Annotated in this window: 2 protein-coding genes; both read right to left on the bottom strand. The window is 77.6% G+C overall.

Annotated features, from left to right (window positions below; translation table 11 throughout):
* Positions 1–30: 30 nt before the first annotated feature.
* Entirely contained in the window at positions 31–7,245 is a 7,215-nt protein-coding gene (locus ACP7TJ_RS32320) for a beta-ketoacyl synthase N-terminal-like domain-containing protein (RefSeq protein ID WP_427767630.1), read from the bottom strand.
* Positions 7,242–22,556, bottom strand: coding sequence for an amino acid adenylation domain-containing protein (locus ACP7TJ_RS32315; protein WP_427767627.1), 15,315 nt, complete (start codon positions 22,554–22,556; stop codon positions 7,242–7,244). Before ACP7TJ_RS32315 ends, ACP7TJ_RS32320 begins: the two co-directional genes overlap by 4 nt.
* Positions 22,557–22,566 lie beyond the last annotated feature (10 nt).

Genomic DNA, 22,566 nt, shown 5'->3' with positions numbered 1-22,566 from the left:
TTCCTCGTCATTGCTCGGTGGGACGCGCCGTCAGCTGTGCTGCGGCAGCAGTTGCAGGGCCTGCTCGACGGTGAGGCGGTTGTCCCGCACGGCGGCGAGCAGCGCGTCGAGTTCGGCGGCGGCGACGCCACCGCCGGCCGCGCCGCCCGGGGCGGCGGAGGCCGGGGCGGCGGCCGGGGAGGGGTCCGCGGTGCGGGCGGCGATGTGCGCGGCCAGGGCCCGGGGGCTCGGGTGGTCGTAGAGCACGCCGGCCTTCTCCTTCAGGCCGTAGGCGTTGTTGACGAAGGCCACGAACTCGGCGCCCAGGATGGAGTCCAGCCCCAGGCTGCTGAAGCTGGCGCCCGGGTCCACGTCGTGGAGGTCGCAGTACAGCGTCTCGGCGAGCTGTTCGCGCAGGGTGCCGAGGACGGCGGCGACACGGTCGCCGTCGGCCGGGGCGGCAGCGGGCACCGGTGCGGGCGCGGGAGCCTGAGCGGGGGACGGCGCCGGGGACGGCACCGCCTGCTCGGACGCCGGCCTCTGCGGGGCCCCGCCGCCCGTCTGCGCCGCCACGTGCCGGGCGAAGGCGTCCGGGGTCGGATGGTCGTACAGCTCGGTGGCCTTGACGTCGGTGCCGTACCGGGCGTTGACCAGCGCCACGAACTCGACGCTGAGGATGGAGTCGACGCCCAGCGCCTGGAAGGTCTGCCCGGTGTCCAGCTCGCCCGGCTCGGCGTAGAGCACCCCGGCGAGCACCTCCCGCACGCCGTCCGCGACTTGGGCGACGAGGGCGTCGTCGGCACGGGCGGGCGCGGCGGATGCGGGCACGACGGGCGCGGGCACGACGGGCGGCGCGGCGGACGGCGCCGGGACGGCGGGAACGGCAGCCGCCGGTGACGGCGCCGGCGCCGGTGCCGCCGCGCCCAGCGGCCTCAGGGAGATCTTGCGGTCAGGGGTCATGGAGGGCCTCTCCTGGGGTTCTGCCTTCGGTGGGGACGCCGGGGCCGGTCCGGCGGCCGGGGCGGACTCGCGCTCCGGCTCCGTGCCGCGCGCTCCGGTGGTTCCGGGACCGCGCCGCGGGCGGCCGAAGTCACGCAGATGGGGGCGGGACAGCGGGGGCTCGTGCGCGGCGGTGCCCAGGCCGTGGCGGTGCAGGTGCCCGATCTGGAGGTCGTACCAGCAGCGGACCCGCTCGAACGGGTAGTGCGGCAGCGGCACCCGGCGCGCGTCCGGGCCGGCCCCGCACACCGCGACACGGTCGACGCGCCCGCCGTCCAGCCACTCCCGGACGGGGTCGTCGGCCGCGGCCTCGGCACGCGGCCAGGGCTGCGGGCGGCCCTCCGCCACGGCGGCGAGCCCGTCCAGCAGCGCGTCCGGCGAGTCGGCGGCCACGGCCGCCCGGTGGTCCAGATCGACGCGCCCGGCGGCCAGGGTGAGGGCGACGTCGACGAGCGCGGGTTCCTCGCCCCGCTCGCGGGCCGCCAGCAGGAAGGCCCGCAGGTCCCGCGCGGTGGCGGCGAGCGCGGCGGGCGTGCGCGCGGACAGGAACGCCACGACGGGACGCGGCCCGGGGGCGGGCCGGGGCGGAGCCGGGGGCGGGCCCTCCACGACGATGTGCGCGTTGCCGCCGCCCGCGCCGAAGGAGCTGATGCCCGCGCGCAGCGGGCGCTCCGTCCCGTCGCGGGTGGCCCACGGCGCCACGTCCCGCTGCACGGTGAACGGCACCCTGCCGAAGTCGATCTCGGGATTGGCGGGGGTGGCGTGCAGCGACGGGACCAGGGTGCGGTGGCGCAGCTGGAGCAGCACCTTGGCCAGCGCCACCGCGCCGGCGGCGGACTCCAGATGGCCCACGTTGGACTTCACCGAGCCGATGGGCAGCTCGCCCGGCCCTTTGACGCCGTCGCGGGCGAACGCGGTCGTCAGCCCGCGGATCTCGATGGGATCGCCGAGCGCGGTGCCGGTGCCGTGCGCCTCGACGTAGTCGAGATCGGCCGCCGTCAGTCCGGCGTCCCGCAGCGCCTTGGTGACCAGGTCGGCCTGTGCTCGCGGGTTGGGCACGGTGTAGCCGTTGGTGCGTCCCCCGTGGTTGGCGGCCGTGCCGCGGATCACGGCGTGGATGTGGTCGCCGTCGCGGAGGGCGTCGGGAAGCGGCTTGAGCACGAACGCGCCCACGCCCTCTCCCGGGACGTAGCCGTCGCCGCCCGCGCCGAAGCTGCGGCAGCGGCCGTCGCCGGAGGCGAATCTGCCCTGGCCCAGCATGAAGTACTTGTTGGGGTGGATGAGGACGTTGACCCCGCCCGCGATCGCCACCTTCGAGCTTCCGGCCCGCAGCGACTCCACGGCGAGGTGCAGCGCGGTCAGCGCGGAGGAGCAGGCCGTGTCGACGGCCGTGCTGGGTCCCTGGAAGTCGAAGAAGTACGACACCCGGTTGGCGATCGACCAGTAGGCGCTGTTGGCGAGCACCGGGTTGCCGCGCAGCCGTTCCTCGGCCTCGTGCAGCTGGTACTCGCCGTACATGGCGCCGACGAACACGCCGACGTCCTTGCGGTGCACCGCGTCGCCGGTGGTCACCAGCCGGTCGGGGGTGTATCCGGCGTTCTCGACGGCGGCCCAGCACGCCTCCAGGAAGAGCCGCGCCTGCGGGTCGACGGTGCTGGCCTCGCGCGGCGAGATGCTGAACAGCGGGGCGTCGAAGGTCTCGACGCCGTCGACGAATCCGCCCCACTTGGTGTAGGTGCGGTCGACGCGGCTCCTGTCCGGGTCGTACAGGGCGTCGGCGTCCCAGCGGTCGCGCGGCACCTCGGTGATGCTGTCGTGGCCGGCCAGCAGATTGCTCCAGAGCTGGTCGAGTCCGTCGGCCTGCGGGAAGCGCCCGGCGACACCGATGACGGCGACGGCACGCGGGTCCGCCTCGGCGGCCGGTGACGGCGGCTCGGCCGGGGGTTCCCCGAGGACCTGGACGGCGGGCAGCGGCGCCGTCGCCGAGGCCGGCGGCTCGGGCTCGGGAGGGGCCGAAGGCCGCGAGCCGTCCGGCCGGGCGCCGCCGCCGAGCTCCGCGCACCGCTCGGGGAACTCCTCGGTGAGGTGCTCGGCGAGTTCGGCGACCGTGCGGCATTCGAAGAGCAGCGTCTTGGACAGCCGTCCGAAGTCCGCCTCCAGCATCTCCACGACCCGGATGGCGAGCAGCGAGTCGATGCCGAGGTCGTCGAAGGGGCGTTCCCCGGTGACGTCCTTCAGCGGTGTCCGGGTCGCCTCGGCGACGACGGCCCGCAGCCGCTCGACGAGCACCGTGGCTCCGTCCCGGGCTCCGGACGCGGAGGACGGGACCGGGGCCGGGCCGGGGGCGGGTGCGGGTGCAGGAGCGGGGACCGGGGTGGGGGCCGGGGCGGGGGCGGCAGGGTCCTCCCGCAGCAGCGGGAACGACTCCAGCAGCCGCTTCCGGTCCCCGTACAGCACGACCGGCGCCGGGTGCGCGGCGTCGTCGTCCGCCGCGAGCAGCGTCTCCAGGACGGCCAGCCCCGTCGTGCCGGGCATCGGCCGCATGCCCAGGCCGCCGAGGACCTGTTCGGCCTCGCCGGCGGTGCGCATGCCGCCGTCGGCCCAGTAGGGCCAGCCGACCGACAGGGACCGCCCCCGGCGCAGTCCGGCCCGTACGCGGCGGGCGCGCAGGGCGACGAGGGCGTCGGCCGCGGCGTTGGCGAAGGCGTAGTCCGCCTGGCCGGGGCTGCCCAGCGCCCCGGAGACCGACGAGTAGACGACGAAGCAGTCCAGCGGCCAGTCGGCGGTGGCCTCGTCGAGCGCCACGGCCGCGGTCAGCTTGGCGGCGATCACGTCGGCGGCGTCGGCCGTCTCCTTGCGCAGGACGTACGCGTCGCGCAGGACTCCCGCGCAGTGCAGTACGCCGTGGACGGGGCCCTCGGCGGAGAGACGTACGGCGCGGTCCCGTACCGCGTCGGCGTCGGTGGCGTCGAGGCGGTGGTAGCGGACCGAGCCGCCGGTGCGCTCGGCGCGTGCGGTGAGCCGGGCCAGTTCGGCCGCGCGCCCGCCGTCCGCGGCGGAGCGGCCGGTCAGCACGACATGGGCGGCGTACCGGTCGAGGAGGTGGGCGGCGAGCAGGGCGGCCAGGGCGCCCATGCCGTTGATCCAGTAGCGTCCGCCGCGCCGGAACGGCTCGCGGTGCGCCGCCGGGACGGGCAGCGGGCGCAGCTCGGTCGTGGCCGGGGTGCCGTCGCCGCCCACGGCCAGCCGCCGCGAGGCGGGCGCGGGCCGCCGAAGTGCCCGGGCCAGGGCGGCGGGGCCCGCGCCGGGGTCCAGGGCGAGCGCGGTCAGCTCGAAGCGGGGGTTCTCCCCTGCCAGGGAACGTCCCAGCGCGGCGATCCCGGCGCCGCTGACGGCGGCCGCGTCGTCGAGCGGGTTGTCGGGGTACGGCACGATCACCCGGGCGCCGCGGCGGGCGAGCGGGCGCAGCAGGGCCCGCAGCAGGGCCAGCATGCGCAGCCCGGCGTCCGCGGTCCCGCGCGCGGAGGCGGTGATCGGCCACACCACCACGGGCGGAGCCGTGCCGTCGCCGAGCCGCCTGACCAGTTCGGCCCCGGTGGCGGCGGCCGCCTCGGGGTCCCGCGGGTCGTCGAGGACCAGGGTCGCGTCGTCGACGTGCGCGTCCCCGATGACGACGACGGGCCCGGGGGGTGCCTCCTCGGCCCCGTCCGGTCCCCCGGTCGGCCCGGACGTCCCGCCGCCGGCCGCGGTGAGGGGCGCCGTGGCCGGTGCGAACAGGTGCACGTCCGCGGGAAGTTCGCGGGCCGCGGTGTCCTCCGGGCGCGGGACCGGGCGCAGGGCGAGGCCGGTCAGGGTCAGCACCACGTGCCCGTCGGGGTCCGCGACCGTCACGTCGTACTTGCGCACCCGGCGGCCGCGGCCGGCCAGCGGCAGCGGCCGGATGTGTACCCACACCTCCTGCGGGAGCCCGGCGTGCAGGGTGAGCGCGTCCACGGCGAACGGGATGAAGGTCTCGCCGCCGAGGTCTTCCCGCAGCACGCAGCCGGCGACGGTCTGCAGGGCGCCGTCGAGGACGTACGGGGACACGGTGTCGCCGTCGGCGGGGGTCTCGGGGGCCTCGACCCGGGCCAGGGCGCCCTCCTCGCCGTGGCGCAGTTCGCGCAGCACCTGGAAGGCGGGTCCGTAGGAGACGCCGTGGGCGGCGAACCAGCGGTACAGGTCCGCGGGTTCGGCCACGTCGGGGTGGGCCGCGCGGAGCGCGGCGAGATCGATCCGGCCGGCCGCATCAGAGCCGGTGGCCGAGACGCGGGCCTCGGTGTGCGGGACGTCGGAGGCCACGGTGACGGCGCCGTCGGCGACGGCGGCGCTCAGGGTGACGGCGGCGGTGACCTCCACGGGCCGGTGGAAGGCGACGTCGGTGAGGCGGGCGGTGTCCGTCCCGTCGCGCCGGACGGCGGTCAGGGCGAGGTCGAGCTGGGCCGCGGCGGGCAGCACGGGCCGGCCGGCCACCACATGGTCGGCGGCGAGCGGTTCGTCGGGGCGCACGGTGCGCACCAGCGCGGCGCCCGGCCGGGGCCGGCGGACGCGGGCGAAGGGGTAACCGGGCAGCCGGACGCGGCGCGGGGTGCGCTGCTCGTCGTCGGCCGCGGGCAGCGGTCCCTCGCCGGCCGCCCAGGCCCGGTACGCGTCCGGGACGTCCCCGTCGTCGAGCCGGCCGTCGGCGGCGAACTCCCGCAGCTTGTCCCGCAGTTCGTCCGTCGTGCTGGCGCCGACGACGAGGCGGGTGCGGCGGTGGCTGCGGCCCTCGCGCAGGGTGTGCACGACATCCGGCAGGGACAGCGGCTCCACCGCGCCGGCGAGGGCGCCGGCCAGCTCGCGCAGGGCGGTCTCCGTGTGCGCGGACAGCACCGCCCAGCGCCGTCCGCCGTCCGGGACGGAGCCGGCCGCCCCCGCCGGGCGGGCCGGCGCGGGCGCCTGCTCCAGGACGACGTGCGCGTTGGTGCCGCCGATGCCGAAGGAGCTGACGGCGGCGCGCCGCGGTCCGCCGGGCACCGGCCAGCCCGCCTCGGCGACGTCGGCGTCGGCGATGCGCAGTCCGCCCGTCCCGCCGAGCGCGCGGTTGGGAGTGTCGAAGGGGACCTGGCGGGGCACCGTGCCGTGCTCCAGGGCGAGGACGGCCTTGACGACGCCGGCGATGCCCGCGGCCGTGTTGAGGTGGCCGACCACGGACTTGACGGAGCCGACGGCGGCGGGGTGCGGACGGTCGCCGCCGTAGACGCGTTCCAGTGCGGCGAACTCGACGGGGTCGCCGAGGTGGGTGCCGGTGCCGTGGGTCTCGAGCAGACCGACCGAGTGCGGGTCGACGCCGGCGACGGCGAGCGCCTCGCGCAGCACCGCCTCCTGCCCCTCGGGGGACGGCGCGTGGTAGTCCATCTTGCGGGCGCCGTCGTTGTTGACGGCGCTGCCGCGCAGCACGGCGCGCACCGGGTCCCCGTCGGCGAGGGCGTCGGCCAGGCGGCGCAGCACCAGGGCGCCGCCGCCGTTGCCGAAGAGGGTGCCGTCGGCCCGGTCGTCGAAGGGCCGGCAGGTGCCGCTGGGCGAGAGGATCATGCCGGGGGCGGCGAGGTAGCCGGCCTGCGGGAAGTGCAGCGAGGCGGCGGCGACGACCGCCAGTTCGCACTCCTCCGCCAGCAGCGCCTCCGCGGCCAGGTGGAGGGCCACCAGCGCGCTCGAGCAGGCGGTCTGCACGGTCATGCTCGGCCCGGTCAGGCCCAGCTTGTACGACACCCGGGTGGCGGCGAAGTCCTTGTCCGCGGAGGAGAAGCGGATCATTCCGGCGGCGTCCAGCTCGGTGATGCCGACCGGCGGGAGGGTGGGCTGTCCGACGGAGACGTAGGCGGCGGTGCGCAGTCCGGTGCGGTCGGGTGCGAAGCCGGCGTCCTCCAGCGCGTGCCAGGCGGTCTCCAGCAGCAGCCGCTGCTGCGGGTCGAGCCATTCGGCGTGCTGGGCGCTGTAGCCGAAGAACTCGGCGTCGAAGGCGTCGGCGTCCTCGAGCACCACCCCGGCGGGCACGAAGTTCTCCCGGCGCACGGTCTCGGGGTCGTGGCCGAGGGCGACGAGTTCGGCCGGGGTGTGACGGCGGATGCCGGTACGGCCCTCGCGCAGCAGCTCCCAGAGCCTGTCGACGGAGGTGGCGGGCCCGAACGCGCAGGCCATGCCGACGACGGCGACGGCGTTGGGGTCGAGGTCGGGGGGCAGTTCGTTCATCGTTGGTCGTCTCCGAGTCGGAACGCGCGCCGCAGCTCACGGCGGGAGGGCCGGGCGGGGGCGGCGCCGGCCGGCGGGGGAGCGGCCTGCGCGGAGGCGGGCCGGGCGCCCAGCCGGCCGGTGAGGAGTCCGGCGAGGTCGGCGACGGTGGGCCGGGCGAAGAGGTCGGCGAGTTCGAGTCCGGTGCCGGGGTAGGTCTCCTCGAGCCGCGCGAAGAGCTGCCCGAGCAGCAGCGAGTTGCCACCGAGGTCGAAGAAGCGCTGGTCGGTGGGTATGTCGTCGAGTTCCAGCAGTTCCCGCCACATCGTGGTGACCTCCCGTACGAGCCGTTCGTAGGTCACCGTCCCGCGTCCCGCCTGACTGCCGGTGGAGCCGTGCGTCGTCGGCGCCGCTTCGGCGGCCTCGGAGAGGGCGGCGTCGGCGAGGGCGACGGCGGCCTTGCGGTCGACCTTGCCGTTGGGCGTCAGCGGCAGCCCGGCCACGGCGGCCAGCCGGTCCGGGAGCATCCACGGCGGCAGGACGGACGCGGCGTGCTCGCGCAGTTCCGGCAGGGCGGGCAGGCCGGCGCCGGCCTGGGGGACGGCGACGGCCGTGAGCCTGGCCGAGGGCCCCTCGCCGCGGACCGCGACGACGACCCGGGCGATCGCCGGGTGGCGGCCGAGCACCTCTTCTATCTCGCCGAGCTCCATCCGGTGGCCGCGCACCTTGACCTGGCTGTCGGCCCGGCCGAGGAAGAGCAGCCGTCCCTCCTCGTCACGGCGCACCAGGTCCCCGGTGCGGAACCAGCGTCCGCCGCCCTCCGGGGACAGCGGATGTCCCGTGAACCGCTCCGCGGTCAGCTCGGGTTGCCGCCAGTACCCCTGGGCGACGCCGGCGCCGCCGATCCACAGTTCGCCGGGTTCGCCCGGCGCGGGCGGGCGCCGGCCGTCGACCTCGGTGAGCAGCAGCCGGGTCGCGCCGATCGGGTCACCGAGGTGAACGGGCCCGGACGCGGTGACCGGCGCGATCGTCGACCAGATCGTCGCCTCCGTCGGTCCGTAGACGTTCCACAGCGCGGCGGTGCGCGCGGCGAGCGCGGCGGCCAGGTTGGGCGGCAGCGCCTCACCCCCGCACAGCGCGGTCAGCGTCCCGCGTCCCGTCCAGCCGCCCTCGACGAGCAGGTGCCAGCCGGCGGGGGTGGCCTGCATCAGGCCGATGTCCCGTTCGGTGAGCAGCCGGGCCAGTCGCCGGGCGTCGGTGACGTCGGCGCGCTCGGCGACGACGACGGTGCCTCCGGTCAGCAGCGGCAGGAACAGTTCCAGGACGGAGATGTCGAAGCACACGGTGGTGACGGCGAGCAGCCGTGCGGGGGCGCGCTCGTCGACGCCGACGGTGGCGGCGAGCGCTTCCAGGGTGTGCACCACGTTGCCGTGGGTGACGGCGACGCCCTTGGGCTGTCCGGTGCTGCCCGAGGTGAACATCAGGTACGCCGGGCTGTCCGGCGTCGGCGGCGTGGGCGGCGGGCCGTGCGGGACGTCCGGACCGGCCGGCCCGCGCGGGTCGACGACGTGCACGCCCTGCGGGAGCAGCCAGGTGAGTTCACGGTCGGCCACGGCGACGCGGCAGCCGGCCCGTTCGACGACGAGCGCGAGCCGCTCGCTGGGGTAGGACTCGTCGAGGGGGACGTAGGGGCGCCCGCTCCTGAGGATGCCGAGGAGCACGGCGGGCAGCCGGGCGGAGCGGTGCATCAGGACGGCGACCGGCTCGCCGGGCCCGGCGGCGTGGTGCACGCGGCGGGCGATCTCGTCCGAGACCTGCTGGAGTTCGGCGTAGCTGAGACGGGTGTCGCGGTCCTCGACGGCGACCGCGTCCGGCAGCCGGCGCGCGGTCGCGGCGATCCGGGCGGTGAGGGTCCCGGCAGCCGGGTCGAGGAGCTCTCCGAGCGTGCCGCCCGCGCCGCGGGCGAGTTCGGCGGCCGACCGGCGCAGTTCCTCCACGAAGGCGTCGGCCTCGTCCGCCCCGAGCACGGCCGTGCGGTGGTTGGCGAGGACGTCCAGTCCGTGTCCGGTGTCGGTGACCTCGAGGCCCAGGTCGAAGTGGCCGCGCTGCCCGCGCCGGTACACCTGCTCCCAGCCGGCCCCGGCGGCCGTCCCGGCCGCGTCCCGCTCCCAGTTCTGGTAGGCGAGGGTGACGGTGGGGACGGCGTCAGGACCGCCCGCCTCCCGGCACAGCTCGGCCAGCCGCGGATAGGGCACGACGGACCGGCCCAGCGCGGCGCGGACCTCCTGGTTCAGCTCCCGCAGCCAGGCGTGGACCGGCCGACCGGGGTCGAGGTCGACGCGGAGCGGCACGGTGGTGGCGAAGCATCCGACGCTGTGGTCCTCCTGGCCGCCGCCGCGTCCGTAGACGGGGACCGCCACCAGGAAGGAGCGGTGGCCGGTGGTCCGGGACAGCGCGGCGGCGAAGGCGCCGAGCAGCGCGGTGAACCTCGGCACGGCCGCGTCCTCGGCGACCCGGGCGAGGGTGTCGGCGAGCGCCGCGGGCAGCCGGTGCTCACGGTGGCCTCCGGCGGCGCCCGCCCGTTCGCCGCCGCCCGGGAACAGCACGCCCGCGGCCCGCCCGTCGGCCAGCCGTTCGGCGAAGCGCCGCTCGGCCTCGGCCCGTCCGGACGCGTCGTCCTCGGCGCGCCTCAGTTCCCGGCGCACGGCGGTGGCGAACGGCAGGGCGGGCGGCAGTTCCCGGCCCGTGCTCAGGGCGGCGAGGTCACGGCCGAGCAGATCCGCGGACCTGCCGTCGACCACCATGTGGTGCGTGGTCAGCTGGAGTACGGGGGCGCCGCCGTCCTCCGGCTCCCACAGCACGGCCCGCAGCAGCGGCTCGGCCGAGGTGCGCAGCCGGCGGTCCCCCTCGGCGCGGACCGCGCCGTCGAGGGCGGCGCCCGCCACGGTCCGGATGACGAGCGCGGGGGGCTCGGGTGCGGGCTGAAGTGCGGGGCGGCCGTCGAGCGGCCGCACCCGGCAGCCGAGCACCGGGTGCCGCCGCACCAGGGCGTCGACCGCCGCGCCCAGGGCGGTGCGGTCGGCGTCGGCGGGCATCCGCCAGGCCAGGGACACGTTGTACGGCGCCTCGGGCGCGGCGGCCTGGTCGGCCGCCCACATCCCGACGAGCCGCTCGGGCAGCACACACCCGGCCGCCGCGGGCGCGGGGCCGTCAACGGCCCCGGAGAGACCCGGCACCCGGCCGGCCGCCGGGCCGGCGGCGAGGGGCGCGGACGGCTGGGGCGCGGACGGCTGGGGCGCGGACGGCTGGGGCGCAGGCGGCCCGGACGCGGAAAGCTGGGGCGCGGGCAGCTGGGGCGCGGACGGCCCAGACGCAGACGGCTCGGGCGCGGACGGCTGGGGCGCGGACGGCTGGGGCGCGGACGACCCCGACACGGGCGACTGGGGCGCGGACAGCCCAGGCGCGACCGGCTCGGGCGCGAACGGCTGGGGCGCGGACGGCCCAGACACGGACGACCCCGACACGGGCGACTGGGGCGCGGACAGCCCAAACGCGAACGGCTCGGGCGCGGACGGCTCGGGCGCGGACGGCCCAGACGCGGACGACTGAGACGCGAACGGCTCGGGCGCGCAGGCCGCAGCGGCGGCGGCCAGCGCCGCCAGCCGCGGTCCGTGGTCGTGGCGCAGGCGGTCGGTCAGGTCCCGCACGCTGGAACTGTCGAGCAGGACCGACAGGGGCACCCGCCCCAGGTCGTCCTCCAGGATCCGGCTCAGCCGCATCGACGCGATCGAGTCGATCCCGTACGCGTCGAGCCGGGCGTCCGGATCGATCGTCCCGGCGGGCACTCCGGTGGTCTCCTCGACCTTCCGCGCCACCCACCGCAGGGCGTCCGCCCCGTCCGCCGCTCCGGGGGCGTCCGGCGGGGAGGGGTCCGGCCCGGCCGGGGAGGCGGCGGGCCGCGCCCCGGGCGAACCGGTGGCCCGCTCCCAGACACCGGTGTCCCCCGCGACGAGCGCGGTGCACGCCGTCTCCGGGCTCCGCGCCGCGGCCAGGCGCGGCCACAGCGCCCGCACCGCGTCACGGGTGGCGACGGGACGCAGTCCGTAGGTCTGGGCGAGGTAGTCCAGGGCGTGGGCCTCGAGGGTCATCCCGGCGTCGGCCAGCACCGGCCAGCCGGCCGACAGGGTGCGCCCGGGGCGCTGACCGTGAGCGGCCCAGCGGGCGCGCCGCCGGGCGAACCCGTCCAGGAAGCCGTTGGCGAAGGCGTAGTCGGACTGCCCCTGGTTGCCGACCAGGGCGGCCAGCGAGGAGCACAGCAGGAAGAAGTCGAGCGGGTGCCCGGCGAGCGCGGCGTCGAGGTGGAGCGCGCCGAGCACCTTGCCCCGGCACACCTCCTCCACGGCCTCGATGCTCTTGCCGCGCAGGAAGCCGTCGCGCAGCACCCCGGCGGTGTGGACGACGCCGCGGAGCCGGATGCCGGCGTCGTCCAGCCAGGCGGCGAGCGCGGCGACCTGCTCGGCGTCGGCGACGTCGCAGCGCCGGTAGTGCACGGCCGCGCCGGGTCCCGCGCCGCGGCGCAGTTCCCGGAGGGCGTCCTCGTCGGCGGGCGAACGGCCGACCAGGACCACGTTCGCCGTCGGGCCGCGGCGCAGGAGGTCGGCGGCGATGCGGCGGCCGAGCCCGCCCAGTCCTCCGGTGACGAGGTAGCTGCCGCCGCCGTCGAGCAGCGGACCGGCGTCGCCGGCCTCGGGTGCCGGTTCCGCGTACAGCACCGCGGTGTGCCGTCCGCCGGGGGTGAGCCGCACCCAGTCCGCGTCGTCCCGGCCCGCCTCGGCGAGCAGTTCACCGGCGGTGACCCGGCCGGTGTCCACGCCGGCGAGGCGCACGGAGAAGCGGCCGGTCTCGCCCGCGACGGTGCGGACCAGGCTGTGCAGCGCGTGGGCGGTGGGCGAGGGGTCGGGGTCGTCGGCCGGCCAGGCGGTCACCAGCAGCACCCGGGCGCCGTCCAGCGCACGGCTGCGGACGAGCGCCCGCAGCACGCCGAACACCGTGCCGAGGGTGTCCTCGGCGAACGGCGTCCACGCTCGCGCCGTCTCCGGCAGGGTCAGCGGATCCGTGCCGAGGGCCGGCCCGGCGCCGGTCAGGTCGACGAGGACGGCCGCGGGGGTCCCGTGGGCGCGGGCGGTGGCGGCGAGCGCGGACTCGTCGGCGGCCCGGGCGGGCGGGAGGACCACGTCCGCGCTCGTCCGCAGGCGCGCGGTGAGCGCGCCGTCCCCGATCACCCACAGGGGGCCGCGCGGCGGGCCGGGCTCGGGGCCGCCGGCGAGGGCCTGCCGCCAGTCCAGCCGGTAACCGTGCACGGGGACCTCCGCGTCCCCCGGCACCTCGTGCGTTCCGTGCGCCACCGGCCGTTCCACCGCGGTCGCGGGGCCGGTCCCGGTGCCGTCGGCGGGCTCGTCGACGCGGACGCGGAAGCCTTCCGCGAGGGCGAGGACGGAGCCGCTCACCGGGTCGATCAGGCGCAGGTCGAAGACATGGACACGGGCGCGTTCGTCGAGCCGGACCCGTTGTGCGTGGACGTAGATCCGGCCGGTGACGGGTTCGTGGACGGTGAGCCGGTCGACGGCCAGCGGCCGCAGCCGCCGGCGGGAGGTGCCGGGGCCGTCGGCGAGCAGCAGCCGCGCGGCCGTCTGGCACGCCCCGTCGAACAGGGCCGGGTGGAGCACATGGCGTCCGTCGGGGTCCTCCCCGTCGGGCAGCCGCAGTTCCGCGGTGACGTGCTCGCCGTGCACGACGGCTCGCCGCACGGTGCGGTAGAGCGGCCCGTAGGCGAATCCGTGGGCGGCGAACGTCTCGTAGAAGGTCTCGGCGTCCAGGTCGCCGAGGTGGGCGTCGAGTTCGTCGGGCCGGTAGACGAGCAGGGGCCGTACCGGGCCGGAGGGGCTCGCGGCCGGTTCGGTGCGGCCCTGGGCGATCACGCTGCCGCCGACGGTCGTGCTGAAGCGCCTCGCGCCCCGCTCGTCGGGCTCGCCGAGTTCGGTGCGCACCTCCATGGGCAGACCGGTGGCCGGCCGCGGCCACAGCAGGTCCAGCAGGACGGTGCGGTACGGGTTCTCGTCGGCGCTGATCAGGGCCTCGTGCACGAGTTCGGGGTGGAACGCCCCGGGCAGCAGCGGCTCGCCGTCCACGACGTGGTCGGCGACCCAGCGGGAGGCGGCGCCGAGCCGTGCGGTGACCGTGCGGGAGGCGGGGCCGTGCACGGTGTCGGTGAGCGGCATGGGGGACGTGCGGGCCTCCGGCGGCACGCACCGCTCGCGGGCGAACGGCGTCACCGGCAGCGGAACGCGCCGTCCGCCGGCGGGCGCCGGGCACGCTCCGTCGGCGACCCAGGAGCGGGCGGCCGGGCCGGCGCCGTCCTGCCCGGCGTCGGTGACCAGGGCCGGGTGAGCGGCTCCTTCGGCCAGGGCGAGCAGCGCGGCGCGCAGTTCGGCCCCGTCGCGGGCCACGACGGCGGCCCGGTGGGCGAAGCGCTCGCGGCCGCCGTGCAGGGTGTACGCGATGTCCGCGAGCGCGAAGTCGCAGGCGACCCGGGCGAGGTCGCGGGCGACGGTGCGCAGCCGGCCGGCGTCGGGAGCGGCGACCGGCACCAGCACGGGTCCCGGCGCGGGGGCCTCCCCGTGCGGGGTGTCCGCCGCGGGCTCCTCGAGGTACTCCTCCAGGATCACGTGGGCGTTGGCGCCCCCGGCGCCGAAGGAGCTGACGGCCGCCCGGCGCGGTCCGTCCGGGGCCGTCCACGGCTCGGCCGCGGTCTGGACGCGCAGCGCGGTGTTCTCCAGGCCGAGCTTGGGGTTGAGCCGTTCGGCGTGCAGCGTGGGCACCAGGTGCCGGTGCCGCAGCTGGAGCACGGCCTTGGTGAGCCCGGCGATGCCGGCGGCGGCCTCGCCGTGGCCGATGTTGGACTTGACCGAGCCGACCCGGACCGGGCCGTCGCGGCCCGCCTGCTCGAAGGCGAGGGCGAGGGCGCGCAGTTCGACCGGGTCGCCCAGCTCGGTGCCGGTGCCGTGCGCCTCCACGTAGCCGACGGTCCACGGGTCGGCTCCCGCGCGGCGCAGGGTCGACTCGATCAGCGCGGCCTGGGCGCCCGGGTTGGGAACGGTGTAACCGCCCGTGCCGCCGCCGTGGTTGAGGCCGGTGGCGCGGATGACGGCGAGCACGGTGTCGCCGTCGGCGCGTGCCCGGTCCAGCCGCTTGAGGACGACCGCGCCCGCCCCCTCGCCGGGCACGAAGCCGTCGCCGCCGGCGCCGAAGGCCCGGGTGCGGTCGCCGCGCGAGGGCATGCCGAGCGCGCACAGTCCGGCGAAGCGGTCCGGGTGGAGGTAGAGGTTGACGCCGCCGGCCAGGGCCAGGTCGGCCTCGTCCTCGAGGAGCGCCCGGCAGGCCAGGTGCAGGGCGGTCAGCGACGAGGAGCACATCGTGTCGACGGTGAGGCTGGGCCCGCTGAGGTCGAAGGCGTGCGAGACCCGGTTGGCCACCGAGGCGGCGGCCGTGACGGCGTACTCCGGGTTGTCGGCGCCGGCCGCGCGTGCGTCGCGCTGGGCGAGCAGATGGCTGTGGGCCGTGACCCCGGCGAACACGCCGACCCGCGGGCCTCCGTGACTGCCCGCCAGGGTGTGACGGGCGTATCCGGCCGTCTCGAAGGCCTCCCGTGCCACCTCCAGGAACAGGCGCTCCTGCGGGTCCATGAGGGCGGCGTCGCGCGGCCGGATCCGGAACATCGCCGGCTCGAAGGCGTCGATGCCGTCGAGGAAGCAGCCGTAGCGGGCGTATCCGCCGCCGCGGGTGCGCGCGGTGCGCCAGTCCCAGCGTTCGGCGGGCACCTCGCGCACGGGGGTGTCCCCGGAGACGAGCAGGTCCCAGAAGGCGTCGACGTCCGCGGCTCCGGGGTAGCGGCCGGCCAGCCCGACGACGGCGACGGCTCCGGCGTCCTCGCCCGGAGCGGGCACGGGACGCCAGCTCCGGGCCGCCGCGGCGGCCGTCGCGGCCTGGGGCGAGTCCGCAACGGCGGCCCGGGCGGGGGCGGATCCGGCGGCCGCGGCGGTGAAGGACCGGGGTTCCTCCTGCGCACCCGGCAGGGCGCGGGGGGCCGTGCCCGTGCGCGCGGCGGGGCCGGCCCCGGGTGCCGGTCCTGCGGCAGGGAGCCGGCCCAGGTGCCGGGCGAGCGCACGGGGGGTGGGGTGCTCGAAGGGCAGTGTGGCGGGCACGTCCGCGGCGGGGAACAGCGCGCGCAGCCGCTCGCAGAACTCCTCGTGCAGCAGGGAGTCCACGCCCAGTTCGGGGAAGGCGGTGTCGGCGTCGATCAGGGCCGGGTCCCGCGCGGTGAGTTCGGCGACGAGTGCCGTGAGCCGCCGTACGAGGTCCTGGCCGTCGGCGTGCCCCGGGCCTGCGGCGTCCGGAGCGGGCGGGGCGGTCCGGGACGCGAGCGCGCGGGCGAGGTCGTCCACCGTGCGGTGCTCGAAGAGGGCGGTCGGCTTCACCGGGCCGTAGCGGCGGCCCAGTTCCTCGACGAACTCCATGTTCAGCAGCGAGTCGACGCCCAGTTCCTGCCACGGCACCCAGCCGGGCACCTCTGCGGCGGGATCGCCGAGCAGTTCCCGTACGAGGGCGCGCAGTTCCTCGGCCACGGCAAGGACGGACGACGGGTCGCCGCCGGCCGGAGGGCTCGCGGTCTCCACGGCGGGCGCGGCGGTGCGGGAGCCGGTGTCGTCGGCGGCTGACGCACCGGACCCGTCCGGGCGGCAGGTCAGCAGCGCCACGCAGCCCGGCGCGTCGCGCAGCAGGTCGGTGCCGTGCAGGCGCCAGCCGCGGCTTTCCAGTAGCGCCCGCCAGCGTCCCACGTCGAGCAGCGGCCCGTGCGGCAGCCGCCACTGTTCGTCGACGTACCGCCACCAGCCGTCGGTCAGGCCGAAGGTGAGCGTGTAGACGGCGGCCGGGACGACCATTTCCACGAGCACCAGCCGGCCGCCGGGTGCGAGCAGCTGCCGTATGTGGTCCAGGGTGCGGGCGAGGTCGCGGGTGGCGTGCAGCACGTTGCTCGCCACGACGAGGTCGGCCGAGCCGTCCGCGAAGTCCTGGGCGGCCGGGTTCTTCTCGATGTCCAGCAGCCTGGGGACGATCCGGTCGCCGAAGCGGCGCCGTCCGTGCTGGAGGAAGGCCGGGGAGACGTCCGTGTAGACGTAGGAGAAGCCGGTGACGCCGCGGGCGTCCAGCGCGGCGAGGGCGGAGGCCGTGGTGCCGCCGACGCCCGCGCCGATCTCCAGGACGCGGGCGCCCGGGCCGATGTCCGCCGCGGCCTGTGCGAGGGACTCGGCGGCCGCCCGGTTCACCGGGTCGAAGAGCTGGTTGCCGCTGTACACGGCGCTGACCGCGCCGAGGTCGCCGCCGGGGAACAGCACGGCCGCGGGCGGGAGTTCACCGCGCAGCACGGGCCCGTAGGCGTCGAGCGTGCGGTCCAGCAGGGAGACGTGGCCGTACAGGTCGGGATGGTCGGCGAGCAGCGCCGAGCGCGTGGCGGCCAGTTCGCCCGCGGTGGGCACCGGCCGGCCCGCGCGGTCGTGTGCGGCGAGGAGTTCGCACACGGCGGCCAGCAGCCTGCGGTGTTCGGGCACGGCGCGCAGCAGCCGGGCGGCGCTCTCGGCGCCGCTCCGGGCCGCGAGGGCGGGCGGGAGGCCCAGTTCGCTCATGCGGTGCGCGAGCACGGCGCGCGCGTAGTCGTCGAGCCGGTGCGCCGCGTCGTCGGGGCCCGATCTCGCGGCGGGCCGCCCGGTGAGGGGGCGCAGGGGTTCCGGGTCGCCCGCGAGGGCGACGGTGTGCGGATGGTTGCCGGACATGCCCGCTTCCAAGGCGGCCACACCCCTTTCCGGTGCGAAGTCGGTGAGGCCGGGGTACTCCCGCCGGACGCGGCCCGCGTAGCGCCGGGCGAGGCCGGTGGCGCGCCACAGCCCCCAGTCGAGGGCGCGGACGGCCGGCCCGTCGGCCGCCGTCCCCGTGGCGGTGGCGTAGTGGCCGAGCCAGGCGTTGGCCGCCGCGTAGTTCAGGCCGCCGACGCTGCCGAAGAGTCCGGCGACGGAGGAGAACACCACGAGCGCGGCGGACCGGCCGGAGGCGGAGCCCGCCAGCGTCCGGCGTAACTGCGTCACGGCGGTCACCTTGGTCGCCAGCACCCGGTCGAGGTCGGCGTCGGTGAGCTCCTCCAGCCGGGCGGCGCTGACCGAGCCGACGCTGTGCACGACGCCGTCGAGGCGCCCGTACAGCTCCCGGCACTCGGCGAGGACACGGGCCTGGGCGGCCGGGTCGGTGACGTCGGCGCTGAGGTACCGCGCCCGGCCGCCCAGCGCGGTGAGTTCGCCGAGCAGGGCGCGGGTGGCGGCCCCGGCGGGCGAGCGGCCCACCAGCAGCAGTCCCGCGCGGTAGCGGCGGGCCAGATGACGGGCCACCTCGGCGCCGATGCCGCCCGCGCCGCCGAACAGCACGTAACCGCCGCCGTGCGTGAAGCCGTCGCCGTCGGCCGCGGGGGCGGGAGCCGGCAGGTCGGTGTACACCTGCCGGCTGCGCCGCCCGTCGCGCACGGCGATCAGCGGGACCGCCGTCCGGCCGGGTTCGGCGAGCGCGGCGGCCAGGTCCGCGGGGGTGGCGCCGGGGGCGAGGTCGACCGCGGCGGCGGTCAGGGCGGGGCACTCACGGGGCAGGGTGCGCAGCGCGCCGAGCAGCGCGCCCTGGAGGGCGGCGCCCGGTGCCGGGGTCCGGCCGTCGGGGGCGGCGAGCGCGGTGGTGACCAGGGTGACGGTGGCGGGACGGGCCCGGGCGGCCAGTTCCCTGCCGATCGCCAGCAGGGTCCGCAGCCGGCCGCGCAGTGCGGCGACCCCGGCGTCGTCGTCGCTCCAGGCGGAGCCGTCGACGAGCAGCGCGACCCGGACCGGGCCGCTCAGACCGCGCAGGCGGTCGGCGAACTCCCGGCGGTCCAGGCCGTCCGGGCCCACCGGGCAGCACACGGCGCCGGCCGGCGCCGCGGCGGCGAGGGGCGCGCTGTCGTGATCGTGCACCAGGACGACGGGCCCGCCCTCCCGGTCGCCACCACCCGCCTCCGGCACCCACTCGGGCACAAGCACCCGCACGCCACCCCCGGCCTCCGCACCCTCCACGGCGGCGACGACCGCTTCCGATGCGCCGCCGGGCCCCGCCGCACCCGTCTCTGCCTCCCGCCCGTCGGGCCGGAAGCCGGGTCCGGCGCCGTACACGGGCACGCTGCCCCGCGCGCCGGGGTCGGCGGCCCATCCGGTCGACGGGGGGTCGTCCGCCGGAGCGACGGGAGCGGCCGGGGGGTGCAGGCGCAGGCCGTTCACCGTCAGGACGACGGCGCCGTCGGGCGTGACGGCCTCCAGGTCGACGACGGTGTGGTGGGCGCCGCCGCCGACACGGTGCACGGTCAGCAGCGCCTCCTCGGGCACTTGGCCGGTCCACTCGATGCGGTCCAGCGCCGCGGCGACCCGGGGCCCGGTGTCCCCGAGCAGCGCGCAGGACGTCTGGAGCGCCGCGTCCAGCCAGGCGATGCGACGGGTGTGCTGCTGCTCGGCGAGCGGGGCGAGGATGCGTGCCGTCACCCGTCCGCCCGCGCGGCGGACGTCGCGCAGCACGCGGTAGACGGGTCCGGTCTCGATGCCGTGGCGGGCCAGGACGGCGGGGAGGTCCACGGTTGCGGCGGGTCCGCCGCCGGGTTCGGCCGGGCGGGGCGGCCGGGCGGGTCCGGTGGCCTCGGCGGCGCGGGCGCAGACGCGGCCACCGTACTCGACGGCGAGCGTCCCCCCGTCCTCCCGGAGGCGCCTCAGGCGTACGCCGCCCTCCGTCACCGGAACCGGTGCGAGGAAGCGCACCTCGCCCAGCGACACCGGCCCGCCGCCGGCGAGCACGTCGAGGAGGGCGGCTCCGGGGAGCACGGCGGTGCCGGCCACCCGGTGCGCGGCCAGCGGGTCGGTGCGCCGCACGGTGAGCGCGGGCCCGCCCGCGTCCGCCGCGTCCGCCGCGGGTGTCGCGGGCAGCCAGTACGGCCGTCCCTCGAACGGGTACGGCACCAGGGGCGCCCGGCGCGGCCTGCTCCGCCCGGGCCACAGCGCGGCCCAGTCGTCCGTGGACAGCTCACCGCCCGCGAGCCAGTCCGCGAGGCGCGGGTCGGAGGGCGCCGGAACGTTCCGTCCGCCGGCCACGTCGCGGGCGCGGGCGGCGAGTTCGCCCGTGTCGCGCACGACGAGCAGGGCGCGGTGGGTCAGCGCGCGCCGCCCCGACTGCAGGGTCCAGGCCACCGCGTCCAGGGCGGGCCCGCGCCCGGACCCGACGAGGTCCGCGAGAGCCGCGGCGAGGCGGCGGAGCGCCCCGGGTGTCGCCGCGGACAGCGGCACGGCGAAGGCGGTCCCGGCGGGTGCGCCCGTGCCGTCCGGCATCCGGGGCGGCACGGGCGCCTCCTCGAGGATCACATGGGCGTTGCTGCCGCCGAACCCGAACGCGCTGACCGCCGCACGGCGCGGCGCTCCGCCCTCCTGGGCCGGCCACGGCACCGCCCGGCCGGCGACGGCGAGGGGCGTGCCGTCGAGGGAGATGTGCGGGTTGAGCCGGGTGAAGCCCGGCGTGCCGGGGATCAGCCCGTACCGCAGCGCCTGCACCGCCTTGACCACACCGGCCAGGCCGGACGCGCCTTCCAGGTGCCCGATGTTGGCCTTGGCGGATCCCACCCAGATCCGTCCGCCGGGACCCGCGCCGCGGGCCGGCGCACCCGCCGTGTCGTCGTCGGCGAGCGCCTCGCGGAAGGCGTCCAGTTCGACGGGGTCGCCGAGCGGGGTGCCGGTGCCGTGGGCCTCCAGGTAGCCCAGATCGGCGCCGCGCAGCCCGGCCCGGTCGAGCGCGGTGCGGATGAGGGCGGTCTGCGCCCGCGGGTTGGGCGCGGTGAGCGCGGCGGCACGCCCCCCGTGATTGACCGCGGCGGCCCGGACCACGGCGAGCACGGGATCGCCGTCCGCGAGGGCCCGGCGCAGCGGCTTCAGCACGAGCCAGCCCGCGCCCTCTCCCCGGACGAAGCCGTCGGCCTCCTCGTCGAAGACGTTGAGTTCGCCCCGTGGGGACAGCATCCCGGCCTTGCGGTAGGCCCGGGCGTTGAACGCGTTGCTCAGCAGGTTGGCGGCGCCGGCCAGGGCGATCTCGCAGTCCCCTCGGCGCAGCGCGGCCTCCGCGAGGGCCAGCGCGGTCAGTGCGCCCGAGCATGCGGTGTCGACGGTGATGCTGGGGCCGGTGAAGTCGTAGAGGTGCGAGACCCGGTTGGCGAGGAAGGCGGGGAAGGTGCCCGTCGTGGCGTAGCCGTCGGCCGCGGCCTCCCGGGTGACGAGCTGCTCGCGGTAGTCGTAGCTGCACGCGGACGCGTACACGCCGACGGGGCGTCCGGCGAGGTCGTCGGGGTTGAGGCCGGCGTGTTCGAGGGCGTGCCAGCTCAGCTCCAGCAGCGCCCGCTGCTGCGGGTCCATGGAGGCCGCCTGACGGGGCGTCACCTGGAAGAAGTCGGCGTCGAACAGGTCGACCCGGTCCAGCAGCCCGGCCCGGAAGCCCTCGGGCGGAGCGCCCGCGAGCCGTCCGGCCGGGACCTCCGTGATCCGGCGGCGTCCTTCGGCCAGCAGGTCCCAGAACGCCTCGGCGTCGTCGGCGCCGGGGACGCGGCAGGCCATGCCGATCACGGCGACGGCGTCCTCGTCGCCGCCCCGCTCCGGCCCGTGGTGTCCCTGGTCCGTCCGTTCCCCGGCCGTCGCCTCCGCCCCGTCGGCCGTCAGCCGGGCGGCCAGCGACCGCAGGGTCGGGTGGCGCCACACGGCCGTGGCGGGCAGCTCGACGTCGAAGGCGGCCCGTATCTCGCGGATCAGCCGCAGGGCGCGCGCGGAGTCCAGGCCCTGTTCGCCGAGGGGCCGTCCGGGGTCGACGTCGTGCCCGAGGACACCGGCCGCGAGGTCCGTGAGCCGGCGCAGCACGGTCCCGGGGGTGTCCGCGGCGGGGGCCGCCCCGGCCCGGTCGGCGCGTGGCCGGGCGTGCTCCGGCGCCGCCCGCCCCGCCTCGGTCAGCGCGTCCGCCACGGCGTCGAGGTAGGCGGCCGCTTCCTGGCCGTTGAGCAGGGTGTGGTCGAAGGCGAGCACCATGCGTCTCACGGGTGCGCCCGCCGTGTCCTCGACGGCGCCGAGGAACAGGGTGGCGGCGGCGGGCGGCACCACCACGGGCACGGCGAGGGTGGGGCCCCGGTCGCCGAGGTGGGACAGGATCAGGGTGACGCTGCCGTCGGCCTGCGAGGTCCCGGCGAGGGCCCGTTCGACGGCGTCGGCGTACCGGTCGTCGAAGCCGGCCGCGTCCAGGGTGTCGGCCCGGCGCACCACGGCGACGGTGAGGTCACCCTCGGGCGTGGCGCAGGCGATGCCCAGGTCGACGTGCTCGTACACGCGCAGGGTGCGTTCGGTCAGCCGCCGGGAGCGCAGCCGGGGCGCGCCGGCCGCGGCGCGCGCGGCGGCCCGGGCGAACGCCTGGAAGGCGGTGGAGAATCCTGATCCCTGATGGGCCCGCAGCGCGTCCTGGATCGCCTGCTCGGTGACGGTGCGGGAGACCACGGCGGGCACGGTGGTGTCCCGCGAGGCCCGCAGCGCCCGGTTCAGCTCGATCTGCCGCGGAGACTGCCCGACGTCCGCGAAACCGTCTCCGGGAGCGGCGACCGCCGGTTCCGGGTCCCGCCCCCCGGCCGCCTCCGTGGCGGCACGCTCGGCCTGTGCCGCCCGGTACCGCTCGAGGTCGGTCGGCATGAGGCTGGACCCGGCGGCCGGCAGGGACGCGAGGATGCCTTCGTCGATGCCCAGCCGCCGGGCGTGCGCGCGGGTGCGGGGCGGGATGCGCCGGGTTCCCGCGGGAGTCCGTCCGGGCACTCCGAGGACGGAGGCGCCGGGCGCGCCGCTCCCCCGCCCGGCCGTGTCCCGCCCCTCCGCGCCGGCCGGCTCTCCGTCCCGGTCAGCGGGGTCGGGTGCGGCGGGCGACAGCCGCGCCACCTCTCCCCCGATCGGTACGACGTCGCCCTCCGCCACCGACCACGCGTCGAGCACCCCGGCGACGGGGGACTCGATCTCGACCGCCGCCTTGTCGTGCTCCATCTCGTAGACGACCTCGTCCTTGGCGACCGGGTCGCCCGGCCTCTTCAGGAGCCGGACGATGCGCACCTCGACGATTCCCTCGCCGAGGCGCGGCACGGACAGCACGGACTGCCTGGGCATCTGCGGTTCC

The sequence above is a fragment of the Streptomyces sp. DSM 41931 genome (genome assembly GCF_050271085.1).
In the GTDB taxonomy this organism is placed as follows: Bacteria; Actinomycetota; Actinomycetes; order Streptomycetales; family Streptomycetaceae; genus Streptomyces; species Streptomyces albogriseolus.
Note: the sequence above shows the minus strand (reverse complement) of the source record. Positions and strands in the feature narration are given on the sequence as shown.

What these genes read in the sequence shown, in the direction of transcription:
- ACP7TJ_RS32320 (WP_427767630.1), bottom strand. Translation starts at nt 7,245, where the DNA reads ATGAACGAACTGCCCCCCGACCTCGACCCCAACGCCGTCGCCGTCGTC.
- ACP7TJ_RS32315 (WP_427767627.1), bottom strand. Translation starts at nt 22,556, where the DNA reads ATGCCCAGGCAGTCCGTGCTGTCCGTGCCGCGCCTCGGCGAGGGAATC.